This is a genomic window from Novosphingobium sp. CCH12-A3, from assembly GCF_001556015.1.
In the GTDB taxonomy this organism is placed as follows: Bacteria; Pseudomonadota; Alphaproteobacteria; order Sphingomonadales; family Sphingomonadaceae; genus Novosphingobium; species Novosphingobium subterraneum.
In genome coordinates this window covers 13437-27580 of the sequence record NZ_LSIA01000268.1, presented here as the reverse complement: position 1 = coordinate 27580, position 14144 = coordinate 13437, and the positions used below count along the sequence as shown (strand labels likewise).

The window sequence follows — 14144 nt, the reverse complement described above, 5'->3', positions numbered from 1 at the left end:
GCGGCAACCGACCCGGATGTCAGCGACCGCCTTCACTGCCCTCCCGGCGTGGTATTACGGGCGGTCGCCGAACTCGATGTTCTCGGCCAGGACCATGAAATCAGTGTCTTCGATGACGTAGCCTTCGTTGACGCTGTTGTAGTCAACCAGGCTTGCCTTGTTTTCGGGCTCATCCTTGATGTACCGGCGGCGCGAGCCTTCCTGGTAGTACATCGACAGATTCTTGAGCGGGGTGACCGCCATCGTCTTTTCCGGAAACTTCGGGACGATGGCAGCGCGGCGCCCGCCGATCTGCTTGGTGGACATGATGATGTCACCCACCACCTGATCAGACGTTGAGCGTCCCCCGTCGACCGTGTCCGAGAGCGGACGGTTGATCATCGGGAAGTACTTCTCGTCTACCAGGTCCTGGCTGACCAGAACGACGTGGTCGGTGCTGTTGCGCGACCAGCTGGGCATGCCCGAGATGAGATCATAGGCCAGCGCATCGATGTTTTTGTAATCGCCATCAGCACTGTCGGCGTTGGGCCCGATATAGATTGGCGCGGCCGCACCAGTTGCAGTGGTGATGCCGCCGGCGGTAACGGTGGCGCGCCCCATGACATGATCGGCCTTTTCAAGGCGAAGCTTCTGCAGCCAACCGATGTTCACGTCTTCGCCCAGCGGGTTGTCTTCGGCATCCGTGCTGGCAGCGGCGGCAAGACCGTTCCAGCCAACCGAGATACGGCTGAGGGCCACCGACACCGCGACGTGACGGGCATAGCGCTGCGCGAAATCGGGGAACTTCGACCAGTTGTCGATGATCTGCCAGGGCAGCTTGGTGTTGAACTCGGTATCGTAGAGCCGATACTCGCGATCCTGCAGTTTGCCGACGTAACGCGCCTTGCGCGGCAGATCAGCCTCTGCCGTGCGCGAAGCGATCATGTCATCAGTGCCGAGGCCGATCACCTTGCCGATCAGATCGCGAACGCCAATGACGTTGATCTGCTGCAGGAAGCCGACTTCTTCGCGCTGCAGATCCTCGAGCCGCTGTTCGGCGGTGGGATCAAGCGAGAACTGGTGCGCCACGCCGCGCATTGCGCCATTGAGGTTCACGATAGCGGTGAAAAGGCCGTCGAGCGCCCGGCGGCCGCGATCGGAAAGAGTGTAACCCATGTCTGTCAGGTCCTATTGAGGGGAGTAAGCGGGGCGGGCGGCGGACTGGATCAGAAGATCCCGGAGTAGTTAGCGGCCTTGCCGTCGGAGATCGGACGCTGGCGGTAGTTCTGGTCGGGGGTGCGCTCCTGCGTTTCCTCGACCTTCTTGAGCTTGACCGCGAGGGCATCGGCCTCGGCGCGGAATTCGGTGCGCAGGCTGTCGACGGCGGTAGCGAAGGTCTTGCCCAGGTCTTCGAACAGCGGGCGCAGCTGAGTGAAATCCAGTGCGGCGGCAGCGTCCTTCTTGTCGTCGGCCTTCACTGCCGGCTTTTCCTCGCCTTTCGGCGCGAACCTGGCAGCGAAGCCGTCGAACATCTTGCTCATGGCCGTCAGCAGCGAGTTGCCGCCTTCGGTAACATCGGCGCCCGCGAATTCGAGGGCTTCGGCCTTGTCGCCGGAGACAGTGAGCGTGCCGGGGAGCGAGCGGTTGAACTGCAGACGCTCGGTGGCGATCGACGCGGGGCTATCAGTGAGCGCGCAGCCCATCATGTAGGCAAAGCCCTTGCCACCGAAGTTCGGCTCGATCTCGATCGAAGGATAGACCTTCTGCCCCGCTTCGTTGAGTTTCTTGGCATCATCGTTGACGTCGAAAATGCCGTAGAGAGCCTTGCGCTTCTCGGTCTTGCCGTTGAAGTTCACCTCGACCTCGCCGATCGAGAGTTCCAGAACATCCCCGTAGGCGCGGAAGGGCCCATCGCCGCTGATTCCCCGGATATGCTCGATGTTGAGCCGCGCGCCGTAGACCTTGGGGTCGTAGCTCGAAACCATCTCTTCGAGCATCGTTTCATCGATCACGCGGCCATCGACGGTGGAACCGGCGGTGGCGAGCAGGAAGGGCTTGGTCTTCATCGAAAGGGCTCCCGTGGGGCGTTGGTGCGGGGTCAGGTCCGGCGGTCTGCAATGTGTGCCATTTGAGGCACCGGCGGCGCGGCTCTGGCAACGCGCCTGCGCGGTAGAGCGCGGGTTTACCCGGCGAGGCAGGCGACAGGAGGCGGGGTTCGGGGTGCATGGCTTGACGCCATGCACTGCGCTCCACCCCTGCGAACCGTTCCCGATGAGGAAACAGATCCGGCCATCAGCCGGCAGGTGAACCGTGCGCAGCGGCGCGAGGCACGATCACTCTACCATCGCGGGTGGACGGCAAAGCAAATCTCGGACGAGATGGCGGTTCCCTACGGAACGGTGGCGGCATGGAAGCGGCGCGATGCGTGGGACCAGGACGCGCCGATAGCGGTGGTGGAAGACCGGCTTGAGGCGAAGATCGCCATGCTGCTCGACAAGGAACCCTTCACCGAGGGCGACATGAAGCGGGTGGATTTCCTGATGCGCCAGCTCGAACGATCGGCGCGGATCCGCAAGTACGACAAGACCGGGAAGGAGGGCGACCTCAATCCCAAGATCGCGAACCGCAACGACGAACCGGCGAAGGCCAAGCGCGCCGAAAAGCGGAAGAACTTCCTCACCATCGAACAGTGGGAGAAGCTGCTCGAAGACTTCGACGACTGGCGCTTCGAATACCAGGACCTGTGGTGGGACCAGCGCGAGCAGCGCACCCGCAAGATCCGGAAATCGCGCCAAGTTGGCGCCACCGTCTATTTCGCGCGTGAGGCCTTCGCCAAGGTTGGCGAGGCGGTGCTCAAAGGCGAGCAGCCCCGGAACCAGATCTTCATCTCGGCAAGCGAGCGACAGGCGCTCAAATTCCGGCGCGAGATCTACAAGTGGGTGCGCAAGGTCACCGGGATCGAGCTCAAGGGCAAGATCATCGAGCTCGACTTCGTCGGGCAGTATCCCGAGGATCAAGACGGGCAGACCGAGCACAAGCCGATCGAATCGGTGGGCTTCTACTTCCTCTCGACGAATTCGGCGACCGCGCAGGGCGAGAGCGGCGACTTCTACTTCGACGAATACGCGTGGGTTCATGGGTTTGCCGAGCTGGCCAAGGTCGCCAGCGGGATGGCCACCCACAAGATCTACAAGAAGACCTATTTCTCGACGCCATCGACCAAGACGCACGAGAGCTATGCCTTCTGGTCAGGCGAGGAATGGAACAAGGGCCGCACGAAGGGCGATCAGAAGCCCTTCGACATCAGCCACAAGAACCTGCGCCGCGGCGCGATCATGCCAGACGGCAGCTGGCAGCAGATCCTCACCATCCACGATGCCTGCGCGCTGGGCCTTTCCACCCTGGTCGACGTCGACGAGCTGCGCCGCGAGTATTCGGAAGATGCGTTCCGCAACCTGTTCGAATGCGAGGATGTGGACGATGCCGAGAGCAGCTTCCCCTACGCCCGCCTCAACCCGGCGCGTGTGGACAGCTTCCTCAAGTGGCGCGATTTCCATCCTGCGTTGGTCGACGTGCCCGGCGGCCGTCCCTTCGGCGAGAAGCCGGTGTGGTTGGGTTACGATCCGAACAAGCAAGGACGCGACGATGCCGCGCTGATCGTGCTGGCACCACCGGACAAGGCCGGGGGCAAGTTCCGCGTTTTGGAGAAGTACCGCCTTAACGGCCTCGACTTCGCCGGGCAGGCCGATTTCATCAAGGGCGTGGCGGGCCGCTACAACGTCGCCGATATCTCGATCGACACTACCGGGTCAGGACAGGCAGTGCTCGAGCTGGTCGGCCACTGGTTCCCGCTGGTGCGCAAGATCGAATATTCGGTGGCCAGCAAGACCGCGCTGGTGATCAAGGGTCAGCACGTGTTCCGCGCCGGCCGCATCGAGTTCGATGCAGGGTGGACCGACCTTATGCAGGCGCTGATGGCCATCCGCCCCACGCTTACCGCAAGCCAGAAGGGCGTGACCTATACCGCGCGCCGCAATGGCGAGATCGGCCACGCCGACATTGCCTGGGCGCTGCTGCACGCCCTTTCCAATGAACCTTTGGACGTCGGGACCGAGAGCCAAGCGAGCAGCGGTACCGTCAGATTTTTCGATTGAGGAGCCGAGCATGAGCACGAGGAAATCGACCGCACTGGCGGCACCGGCGAAAGCAAGCGCGGGGAAGCTTTCCCGTATTCCGAAAGGACCCGTCGAGGGCGGCGTCTTTTCGTTCGGTGATCCTGAAAGCGTGCTCGATCGGCGCGAGCTCTCCCAGTACTTCGAGATCTGGCACAACGGCCAGTGGTACGAGCCGCCCCTGCCGACTGCCCGCCTCGCCCAAGTGTTCAACATGAGCCCCTATCATCGCAGCGCGGTGGCCCTGAAGGTCAACATGCTGGTTTCGCAACAGGTGCAGAGCCGGTGGCTGGGCAGTGACGACTTCGAGCGCTTCGCCCTGGACTTCGTGCAGATGGGCAATGGCTACTTCGAGCAGGTGCCCAACCTGGGCAACCGGGTGGCGGTCATCAAGCACGCGCCATCGGTCCACATGCGCGCAGGGGTAAAGGCTGGCGTGTTCTGGTTCGTAAACGGAACGATCGGTCAGAGCCACGAGTTCGAGCCTGGACGCATTTTCCAGCTGCAGCAGCCCGACGTAGCGCAGGAAATTTATGGCCTGCCCGAGTGGCTATCGGCGTTACAGAGCGGTTTGCTTTCGGAGAACGCCACGCTGTTCCGCCGGCGCTACTACCTCAACAGTGCGCATGCTGGCTTCATCCTGAGCATCACGGACGCTTTGGCCGATGAGGGCATGGTCGACCAGATTGCGGAGAAGCTGGGCCAGGCGCGCGGCGTGGGCAACTTCAAGAACATGCTGCTCTACATGCCCAAGGGGAAGAAGGACGGCGTGCAAGTCATCCCGATCGCGGACGTGACTGCGAAAGACGAGTTCTCGAACGTGAAGAACATCAGCCGCGACGACATGCTTGGCGCGCACCGCACACCGCCCCAGCTGATCGGCGTTATCCCGCAGAACAACGGCGGCTTCGGCAGCGTGCGCGAGGCGCGCGATTCGTTCTTCGAACTTGAGATCGTGCCGATCGCGAGGCGCATGCTGCGCGTCAACGACTGGGCAGGTGTGTCGGTGCTGTCATTTGCCGATTACCTCTGCGCCGATGGCTCGGTGATCCGGCAGGAAGGCAACGGCTTCAGGAAAATTCCCGCAGTGCAGGTGCGCTAATCATCAACTGACAGGTCGCCGACGGGGGCGAGGCGCAAGCCTCGGCCCCTTTTTGCGCGCCCGAGGGCCTAGGCGGGTGCCAGGGTCAGCACCTCGGCCGTCACCCCCCGCGCGCCGCGCTCGCCCCCACGCCTCGCTTTCGGCTTCTTCATCGAAAAATATGCAAGTTGGCCCAGTCGGCATGCGCTCTGCGAGCACCCCCATGTGTCGCAATGACATAACATTCCTCACATGCCCCCATATCTGGCGTCAAAAGCCCCGGAAATACTGGGTTTCGGAGGTGATATCAGAGGCCTAACACTGACATAATCTTTTTAGGGCGGCGACATAATATCATTGATTTTCAACGATTTTCCTAGCCCCAGATATTACCCTTCTTAGATATAATATGGTTATGTCTATATTATATAATTATTACGTCCTAAGCCTTTGAAATTCCAAGGATGTTATAAATGTTATGTCTATGCGCCAGATACCCTCCAATGTCTGCAAGTGGCCTCTAGCCGTAGACTTCTCGAGGAAAAATCGCCGACTGAGGTAATGAGGTGGGCGCGGGCTTCGCTGTGCGCTTCTATGCATGGACGCGGTCTCACGCAGACACCGCTTTCCGGTCGGGACTATGTCGGGACTCTGGGTGCCGATCTGTTCCGCTTGGTGCCTTTTCGTTCCGTGACAGCAGGAGTTGACGGCAGCGTAAAATGCCCTAAATGCGCGGTCTCCGGGTCACCGGGCGCTTAGCTCAGTTGGTAGAGCATCTCGTTTACACCGAGAGGGTCGGCGGTTCGAGCCCGTCAGCGCCCACCACCGTTCCCACCCACATTTCTTATGCGATAGTCCGTGCGTCTGCGTGCTGTGCAAGCCGTGCGATTGCCGGTATCCTTGGGTCATGGTCCGGCGCGTACTCATCGCCTTATCGCTGACCGCCTTGACTGCCGGGTGCGTAGGGTCTCCCGAGCAGCCGGTGCGCAAGCCGTCGCGCTCCAGCACTGGAGCCTCGCTCAGCCAGTCTCCGCAGACTCGGGCCTGCCTCGCCAATCTTGGCGCTGCGCAAGCCCGCTTCACCCCGCTCACTGACCAGTACTACGGCGCAGGCTGCTCGACTCTCGGCACGGTCAGGCTTGAGTCCCTGCGTGCTGACAATGGCCTGCTGAACATCACCAATCTCGGCCCGGTGTCCTGCCCGGCCGCAAACGCGCTGCAAGGTTGGGCGCGTTTCGGGGTGGACCGTGCTGCCCGCCAGATCCTTGGCAGCCCGCTCCAGCGGATCGAGACCATGGGCAGCTATTCCTGCCGCAATGTCGCGGGCACCAGCCGGCTATCCGCGCACGCCACGGCCAATGCCATCGACATCGCCGCCTTCCGCCTGGCCGATGGCCGACGGATCAGCATCATCAACGACTGGAACTCCCCCTCACCGCAGGTTCGGGCCTTTCTGCGCACGATCCGCGACAGCGCCTGCAAGCGCTTCGGCACCGTGCTGACCCCAGATTACAACGCTGCCCACCGCGATCATCTGCATCTTGAACCGGGTGGCCTCAAGCCGTTCTGTCGCTAAAGCTGGCGCAAAAGCAAAGGGCGGAGGTTGCCCCCGCCCTTCGCGTTCCGGTCAATCGTGCCATATTACGTCAGGCCGCGACGTCGTCCAGTCCGGTCGCCTCGATCCGCAGGCGGACCGCTTCGGCGGCATGGCGGGCGCCAAGCTTGCCCATCATCTTCATGCGGTGGATCTCCACCGTGCGCGGGCTGATGTCGAGCTCACGCGCAATTGCCTTGTTGCTCTGCCCTTCGGCAAGGCGATCGAGGACTTCACGTTCACGCAGCGAAAGGCGGGCAATGCGCTGGCGCGCTTCGGCGGCACGGGCGCGCTGGGCGCGGTAGGCTTCGGCTTCGCGGCTGGCGCGGGCGACGGCTTCGTTGAGGGGGCCGATCTGCGTCGGCATGGCGAGATAATCGAGTGCACCGGCCTTGATCGCACGGACCACCGCCGCCGTCTGGGGTGGCTCGGCGATCGCGATGACCGGCAGCCAGTGGCCCGCCTGCATCATCACCGAAATGAGCCGCGGGATGCCTTCTCCCACCGGCTCGTCCTGGGCGAGGACAAGGCCGCCGGAAGGTGCATGCGCCAGCAGCTCCTCGGCATTGGCATAGATCTCGGCATGATGGCCGGCAGCGAAGGCAAGCCGGGCCAACTGAGCCCTGCGGGTGGAATCCCCATCGAGGATGTGAAGAGTGACACGATCAACCATGACGCTCATTAAGCGCCTGATTTTTTCACTTGGCCACTTGGGTTAGCTTCGTAATGAACCAGAACTGACCTTCACCGACCCGCTATAAAGGTTTTTCCTTAGGATGAACGCTTCCGGAACGGAGCATTTAGGGCGACGTTAACCAAGAAATGTGATGCAGCACACGAAATTCACGTGTTTTTCGTAGCGAGATCCAGCACTTATGGACGTCTTGAAAGGTCGTCATTAACCAGACTGGACCTTTTCGAATCACCATTCTCGAATCGAGATTACAGAATCACCCCTCGCCGATGTCGAACTTGTAATCCGGCAAGGAATGGAATGCCTGCCGCAGAGCTTCGCTCCAGCTGGACGAGATGGATTTGAAATAGGGGTCGCTGGCAAGAATGCGACGCTGGTGCAGCGGCTCGAACCGATCACGCTCCATGACGAGCAGATCGAACGGCAGACCTACCGAAAGATTTGCCGCCACCGTTGAATCGAACGAGACCATCAGCAGCTTCACTGCGTCCTCGAAACTCATGGACCGATCGTAGCCGCGAAGCAGGATCGGTCGGCCGTACTTTGTCTCGCCGATCTGGAAGAACGGCGTATCGAAGCTCGCCTCGATGAAGTTCCCCTCCGGGTAGATCATGAACAGCCGCGGCTCCATGTCCTGGATCTGCCCGGCCACGATCATCGAAGCAGTGAAGCGCGGCCCTTCCGACCGCATTCCGTTGTCCTGCCGCCCTTCTATCACGTTGCGCAGGAGGTTGCCGACAAGCGTCGCCACCTGGAACATCGTCGGCGCCTCGAGGATCGATGGTCGCCGGTCGCTCGGCGCCTTGTTGCGCTCCTCGAGCTGCGAGATGACGGCCTGCGTCGTTGCCAGATTGCCGGCAGTCATGATCGTGATCTGCCGTTCTCCGGGAACGGACCAATGATGCATCTTCCGGAATACGGATATGTTGTCGACGCCCGAATTGGTCCGGGTGTCGCTCATCATCACCAGGCCCTTGTCGAGGATCATCCCCACGCAATATGTCATCGCCCTGCCCCGATCCCGCCTGGACTCAAACTAAAAATGGTGTGGCCTATTGTTCCACACGCTGCTGTTCCACGGCAAGCTTCACATGCATCGTTTCGTCAAGTGCGCCGTATCGGATACCTGTGATTGGGGCTGCATCCTGATAGTCACGACCGGTCGCCACGCGGACATAGCGGGCATCGGGGCTGATGCCGTTGGACACGTCAAAACCGACCCAGCCCAGCCCTTCGACATGCGCTTCCGCCCAGGCGTGGCCGGCGTCCTGCTCGATCCGGTCATTCATCATCAGGTAGCCGCTGACATAGCGCGCCGGGATGCCCAGGGACCGCGCAGCGCCGATGAACACGTGCGCATGATCCTGGCACACGCCCCGCCCTGCTGCGAGGGCACCCTCGGCGGTCGTTTCCGCATTGGTGTGCCCGGTCGAATATGCCACCCGCTCACGGATCAGCGCCGAGAGGGCATGCAGCGTGGCAAGCGTGTTCCCCTCCTGCGGCACGGCCGAGGCCAGCGAACGGATGCGTGGGCCAACCTTGGTCAGGTCGGTCGGTTCGAGAAACTGCCACATCGGCACAAAGCCGGAATGCTTGCCCATGATACCGGCTTCGTCGTTGGTGGCCACCAGCCCCTCACACCGGATCGTCACTTCCTGCACGCCCTGGTCGAACGAAATCAGGGCGACGTGATTGCAGTGCGCATCGTCGTACTCCACCTGAAGCTGCGCACCCTCGAACGACATCCGCCATTCCAGCACGCGCTGGCCAGCCGAAGTCTTCGGCTTCAACCGAAGCCTCTGCAGCCCGCGGCTGACCGGCCCGGAAAAGACGTAATGCGTGGTATGATCGATGGCGAGACGCATAGGACGGTGGCTCAATCGATGAAGCGGTAATCGCGCTGGATCTGCATCGCCAGCGTGGTGTTGTTGCGGATGAACGTGCCGATGAATTCGTGCAGGCCCTGCTCGAAGATCGCATCGATCGTCGCCTGATGGAACTGGCAATCGGCATCGCGCAGGATTTCATGGCAATGCATCTCGCTGCCATATTCCCGCGCAAGGCTGGCAAGGTTCGAACGCAGCTTGGAATAGCAGAACGCCAGGCTGCGCGGAAAACGGCCATCAAGGATCAGGAACTCGGCAATGCCCCTCGGGTCCATCCGCCCGGCGTTGAGCCAGCGATAGGCGCGCTCGCCCGCGACGGAGCGCAGCACGTTTTCCCACTGCACGTTGTCGAGGCTCGATCCGACATAGGAAATCGACGGCAGCAGCACGTAATACTTCACGTCGAGAATGCGCGCGGTGTTGTCCGCCCGCTCGATGAAGCTGCCCAGTCTCGCGAAGTTGTAGATCTCGTTGCGCAGCATGGTGCCTTCCATGGCCCCGCGCACTTGCGTCGACTGGCGGCGCACAAGGTCGAGCACGTCGCCCAGCCGCGTCTCGGTCACCGGCCGCGCCAGCGCTTCCTTCAGCTTCATCCAGCCGTCGTTGACCGATTCCCACACCTCGCGGGTGATGCCGCCACGCACCATGCGGGCGTTGGTGCGCGCCATCTCGGTCATCGCCAGCACGCTGCCGGGATTGTCCTTGTCGCGCAGAATGTAGTTGAACACGTGACCGCCCGTGTATTCGCTGCCGTAACGCGCCTCATAGCCCGGCCGCAGCCCCAGCGTGACGATCAGCGACCGCCATTCGTCCGAAGCATCGGAAGCATCGCGGGTCAGCGCCATGCGGAAGCCCGCCTCGATCAGGCGCGAGATGTTCTCGGCCCGCTCGAGGTAGCGGAACAGCCAGAAAATGCCGTTTGCGGATCTGCCTAACATTGGATTTCCTTAGGCATCAGTCGTCCAGTACCCAGCTGTCCTTGGTCCCGCCGCCCTGCGACGAGTTGACCACCAGCGATCCCTTCTTCAGAGCCACGCGCGTGAGGCCGCCCGGCGTGATGTCGATCCCGTTGGGGCTGACCAGCACGAACGGGCGCAGATCGACGTGGCGCGGCGCCAGCCCCGCCTTGGTCAGGATCGGCACGGTGGAAAGCGAGAGCGTGGGCTGCGCGATGTAGTTCTCGGGCTTGGCGCGCAGCTTGGCCTCGAACGCCGCCAGTTCCTTGCGCGAGGAGGTCGGCCCGATCAGCATGCCATAACCGCCCGATCCGTGAACTTCCTTGACCACCAGTTCGGCAAGATTGTCGAGCACATACTTCAGCGATTCCGGCTCGGCACAGCGCCAAGTCGGCACGTTCTGCAGGATCGGCTTCTCGCCGGTGTAGAACTCGACGATCTCGGGCATGAACGAATAGATTGCCTTGTCGTCGCAGATGCCCGTTCCCGGCGCATTGGCAATCGTGATCCCGCCCGCGCGATAGACGTCCATGATCCCCGATACGCCCAGCACCGAATTGGGATTGAATGTCAGCGGATCGAGGTATTCGTCGTCCACCCGCCGATAGAGGACGTCGATCGGCTCATACCCTCGCGTCGTGCGCATTGCGATGCGCCCGTTCTCGATTCGCAAATCGCTGCCTTCGACAAGTTCCGCACCCATCTGATCGGCCAGAAAGGCATGTTCGAAATACGCCGAATTGTAGATCCCCGGCGTCAGCACCGCGACGACAGGCTTCTTCCCATCGCACGCGGGCGGCGCACAGGCGGCGAGGCTGCGGGCAAGGCGGCGTGGATAGTCCGAAACCTCGCGCACACGAACACGAGTGAACAGTTCCGGGAACATCGCCATCATCGTCTCGCGGTTCTCCAGCATGTAGGAGACGCCGCTTGGCGTGCGGGCATTGTCCTCCAGCACCATGAAATCGTCCTCGCCAGTGCGGACAAGGTCGATGCCGACGATGTGGGTGTAGACCCCGCCCGGCGGCGTGAAGCCGACCATCTCCGGCAGGAACGCCACGTTGCCTTTCAGCAGCCGCGCCGGAAGTCTGCCCGAACGCACGATCTCCTGCCGGTGGTAAAGGTCATGCAGAAAGGCATTGAGTGCCCGCACCCGCTGCTCGATCCCGCGCGACAGCTTGCGCCATTGCTGCGCCGTGATGATCCGGGGCACCATGTCGAAGGGAATGAGGCGCTCTTCCGCGTCCTCGTTGCCATAGACGTTGAAGGTTATTCCGGTGCGACGGAAGAAAGCCTCGGCCTCGCTGCCCTTGCGTCTTAGCAGATCCGGTGGCTGCTCGTCGTACCACTGGCAATATCCAGCGTAAGCAGGCCGCACCGAGCCATCGGCGTTGAGCATCTCGTCATAGGACGAGGGCGAGGTTGTTTTCATAGGCACATCCCGTCTGAACCCCAAGCTTGCACAACGAATCCGCTTTGCCAAGCGCGCCAATGCTGCACTGCGAAATAAAGTTGGAGCCGGCGTGCCTGCAGCGATCGGGCATGGAATCTGGCAAGCAATTCCGCTTGCTTCAGCCTGCCTGGAATGAGACTTAATCGCTCAACTAAAAGTTTCGGGAGAACGGCGATGCCACAGGTCCACAAGCGCACCTGCCACATCTGCGAAGCCAACTGCGGCGTGCTGATCGAGGTCGAAGCAGGCAAGGTACTTTCGATCAAGGGCGATCCTGACAACCCGTTGTCTCGCGGGCATATCTGCCCAAAGGGCACCGCCCTGCAGGACTTGCAGGAAGACCCTGACCGCCTGCGCAAACCCTTGAAGCGCGTCGGTTCGGACTGGCACGAAATCAGCTTTGAACAGGCCTTTGCCGAGATCGGCGAGAAGACCCGCGCCATTCTTGCCCGCGATCCCGGCAGCACGGCCTTCTACGTCGGCAATCCCAACGCGCACTCCTATGGCAACGCGCTCAACATCGGCTTTCTTGAAAAGGCACTGCGCACGCGGAACAAGTTCTCCGCCAGCACGGTCGACCAGATGCCGCATCAGGTCGCCAATCTGCGCCTGTGGGGCCACGCCAGCATGTTCCCGATTCCCGATGCGGACCGCACGCAGACGCTGGTCATCCTCGGCGGAAACCCGATGGCGTCGAACGGCTCGCTGTGGACCGTCCCGGATTTCCGCAACCGCATGAAGGACTTGCGGGACCGGGGTGGCGAACTCGTCGTCATCGACCCGCGCCGCACCGAAACCGCCAGGATAGCAGACAGACATCTGTTCATTCGCCCGGCCACCGACGTCTGGTTCCTCGTCGCACTGCTCAAGGCAGTCATGGCGCGCAAACCCCACCGCCCCGTGCAGGATTTCGTCACCGGCCTCGACGAAGTCGGCGCCCTGCTGCAGCGTTTTGACTGCGAGGCCTGCGGCACGGCCTGCGGCATCGCCCTGCCTGAAATCGAGCGCCTGGCTGACCGCTTTGCCGCAGGGCCAGCCGCGCTCTACGGCCGCATGGGAGTTGCCACGCAGGCGCACGGCACGCTTAACGCCTGGCTTATCTCCTTGATAAACATTGCCTCAGGCCAGCTCGATCGCGAAGGAGGCTGGGTTTTCGGACGGCCTGCAGTAGACACCGTCAGCGTCCTCCCGCCGGGCTCGATCGGCAAGCACACCTCCCGCGTTTCCGGCCACCGCTCGGTCCTCGGCGAATTTCCCGCCGCCGCCATGGCCGAAGAGATCGAGACGCCCGGCGAAGGCCAGATCAAGGCGCTGTTCGTCGTCGCCGGCAACCCCGTCCTGTCCACGCCCAACGGCTCGCGCCTGGCCAAAGCACTGGAATCGCTGGACTTGATGGTGTCCATCGACATCTACCGCAACGCCACCAGCGCCCACGCCCACTACATCCTGCCACCCACTGGCCCGCTGGAGCGCGACCACTACGGCCTGTTCCTCCTGCCCATGGCCGCGCGCACCATTGCGGTCTATTCGCCCCCCACCCTGCCGCAGGCCGAAGGAAGCTTGCACGACTGGGAAATCCTGCGGGGCCTCGCCAGCGCGATCAGCGGTGAATCGGTGCAAGCGCCCACCCCGCGCGAGGCGCTTGACGGACTTCTCCAAACCGGGCCCTACGCCCTCACTCTCCAACAGGTAGAAGCCTCGCCTTCGGGCATCGATCTGGGTCCACCGCCCACCGGTCAGTTACCCGCCCGCCTGCGTTCCGCCTCGAAGAGTGTGGCCTGTGCCATACCAGAGTTCATGGTTTGCCTCGAAGAGTTGGAAATCCCCGAAAATGATGATTCCGTTATTTCTCTGAGACTTATCGGAAGACGCCACTTGCGCACCAACAACTCCTGGCTCGCCAACAGCCGCCGCCTCATCAAGGGCCCCGATCGCTGCACGGTGATGATCAATCCGGCCGACGCAGAACGCCGCGGCATCGCTGATGGTGCCACCGTCAAGGTCCGCTCAAGTGTTGGAGAAATAAGGCTTTCTGCCGAGGTCACCGAAGACATGATGCCCGGCACCGTCTCCATCCCCCACGGCTGGGGCCACGCCCTCCCCGGCGTCGCCATGGCCAATGCCCTCGGCAAGCCCGGCGTCAGCGTCAACGATATCACGCTGAACGAAATCGACCCGCTCTCCGGCAACGCCGCACTGAGCGGCATCGCGGTGGAAGTGGAACTGGCTTGACTTGCTTTGCGGCTTAATCCTCAGCGCTGAATAAAGCATCAGCATAAGGAAGATCGCCAAGTCGTTGAGCGAAGCAAGCAGAGTGGCAGGACCATGA

General features: G+C 62.0%; 11 protein-coding genes and 1 tRNA gene. 5 read left to right on the top strand and 7 right to left on the bottom strand.

Annotated elements, in window-relative coordinates; genetic code table 11:
* Positions 1-54: 54 nt before the first annotated feature.
* Together AX703_RS21580 and AX703_RS21575 are read right to left on the bottom strand one after the other, a co-directional pair.
* Complete coding sequence (locus tag AX703_RS21580; protein WP_062347126.1) at positions 55-1155, bottom strand: phage major capsid protein, P2 family; 1101 nt, start codon at positions 1153-1155, stop codon at positions 55-57.
* Positions 1156-1205: 50 nt separating this feature from the next.
* Positions 1206-2045 carry a GPO family capsid scaffolding protein gene (locus tag AX703_RS21575; protein WP_062347123.1) on the bottom strand — a complete coding sequence of 280 codons (840 nt, stop codon included), beginning with the start codon at positions 2043-2045 and terminating at the stop codon, positions 1206-1208.
* Positions 2046-2282: 237 nt separating this feature from the next.
* Between AX703_RS21575 and AX703_RS21570 the strand changes: the two genes are divergently transcribed.
* The 4 genes from AX703_RS21570 (at position 2283) to AX703_RS21555 (ending at position 6808) form a co-directional block, all read left to right on the top strand.
* Entirely contained in the window at positions 2283-4133 is a 1851-nt protein-coding gene (locus tag AX703_RS21570) for a terminase large subunit domain-containing protein (protein WP_197423800.1), read from the top strand.
* Between the two features lie 10 nt (positions 4134-4143).
* On the top strand, positions 4144-5253 hold the full coding sequence (locus AX703_RS21565) for a phage portal protein (RefSeq protein ID WP_082734729.1): 1110 nt from the start codon (positions 4144-4146) through the stop codon (positions 5251-5253).
* A 728-nt stretch (positions 5254-5981) separates the two neighbouring features.
* Positions 5982-6057, top strand: a tRNA-Val gene (locus tag AX703_RS21560).
* A gap of 82 nt (positions 6058-6139) precedes the next feature.
* Positions 6140-6808 (top strand): extensin family protein, encoded by a 669-nt coding sequence (locus tag AX703_RS21555; protein ID WP_062347120.1) that lies wholly within the window; start codon positions 6140-6142, stop codon positions 6806-6808.
* Positions 6809-6878: 70 nt separating this feature from the next.
* On the opposite strand, the gene AX703_RS21550 is transcribed toward AX703_RS21555, so the two are convergent.
* The 5 genes from AX703_RS21550 to AX703_RS21530 all read right to left on the bottom strand — a co-directional run bounded on the left by AX703_RS21550 (position 6879) and on the right by AX703_RS21530 (position 11794).
* The gene (locus tag AX703_RS21550) at positions 6879-7499 is read right to left on the bottom strand and encodes a response regulator transcription factor (RefSeq protein WP_062347238.1); all 621 of its coding nucleotides are present in this window, start codon (positions 7497-7499) and stop codon (positions 6879-6881) included.
* A 277-nt stretch (positions 7500-7776) separates the two neighbouring features.
* The gene (locus tag AX703_RS21545) at positions 7777-8526 is read right to left on the bottom strand and encodes a proteasome-type protease (protein WP_062347118.1); all 750 of its coding nucleotides are present in this window, start codon (positions 8524-8526) and stop codon (positions 7777-7779) included.
* Between the two features lie 46 nt (positions 8527-8572).
* Positions 8573-9400: a transglutaminase domain-containing protein gene (locus AX703_RS21540; protein WP_369821047.1), complete on the bottom strand. Its 828-nt coding sequence runs from the start codon at positions 9398-9400 to the stop codon at positions 8573-8575.
* Positions 9397-10344, bottom strand: coding sequence for an alpha-E domain-containing protein (locus tag AX703_RS21535; protein WP_062347116.1), 948 nt, complete (start codon positions 10342-10344; stop codon positions 9397-9399). The genes AX703_RS21540 and AX703_RS21535 overlap by 4 nt, the downstream gene beginning before the upstream one ends.
* 16 nt (positions 10345-10360) lie before the next feature.
* Positions 10361-11794: a circularly permuted type 2 ATP-grasp protein gene (locus AX703_RS21530; protein ID WP_039332505.1), complete on the bottom strand. Its 1434-nt coding sequence runs from the start codon at positions 11792-11794 to the stop codon at positions 10361-10363.
* Between the two features lie 195 nt (positions 11795-11989).
* Between AX703_RS21530 and AX703_RS21525 the strand changes: the two genes are divergently transcribed.
* Positions 11990-14047 (top strand): molybdopterin oxidoreductase family protein, encoded by a 2058-nt coding sequence (locus AX703_RS21525; RefSeq protein WP_062347114.1) that lies wholly within the window; start codon positions 11990-11992, stop codon positions 14045-14047.
* Positions 14048-14144 lie beyond the last annotated feature (97 nt).

What these genes read in the sequence shown, in the direction of transcription:
- AX703_RS21550 (WP_062347238.1), bottom strand. Translation starts at nt 7,499, where the DNA reads ATGGTTGATCGTGTCACTCTTCACATCCTCGATGGGGATTCCACCCGC.
- AX703_RS21575 (WP_062347123.1), bottom strand. Translation starts at nt 2,045, where the DNA reads ATGAAGACCAAGCCCTTCCTGCTCGCCACCGCCGGTTCCACCGTCGAT.
- AX703_RS21555 (WP_062347120.1), top strand. Translation starts at nt 6,140, where the DNA reads ATGGTCCGGCGCGTACTCATCGCCTTATCGCTGACCGCCTTGACTGCC.
- AX703_RS21545 (WP_062347118.1), bottom strand. Translation starts at nt 8,526, where the DNA reads ATGACATATTGCGTGGGGATGATCCTCGACAAGGGCCTGGTGATGATG.
- AX703_RS21535 (WP_062347116.1), bottom strand. Translation starts at nt 10,344, where the DNA reads ATGTTAGGCAGATCCGCAAACGGCATTTTCTGGCTGTTCCGCTACCTC.
- AX703_RS21565 (WP_082734729.1), top strand. Translation starts at nt 4,144, where the DNA reads ATGAGCACGAGGAAATCGACCGCACTGGCGGCACCGGCGAAAGCAAGC.
- AX703_RS21525 (WP_062347114.1), top strand. Translation starts at nt 11,990, where the DNA reads ATGCCACAGGTCCACAAGCGCACCTGCCACATCTGCGAAGCCAACTGC.
- AX703_RS21530 (WP_039332505.1), bottom strand. Translation starts at nt 11,794, where the DNA reads ATGAAAACAACCTCGCCCTCGTCCTATGACGAGATGCTCAACGCCGAT.
- AX703_RS21580 (WP_062347126.1), bottom strand. Translation starts at nt 1,155, where the DNA reads ATGGGTTACACTCTTTCCGATCGCGGCCGCCGGGCGCTCGACGGCCTT.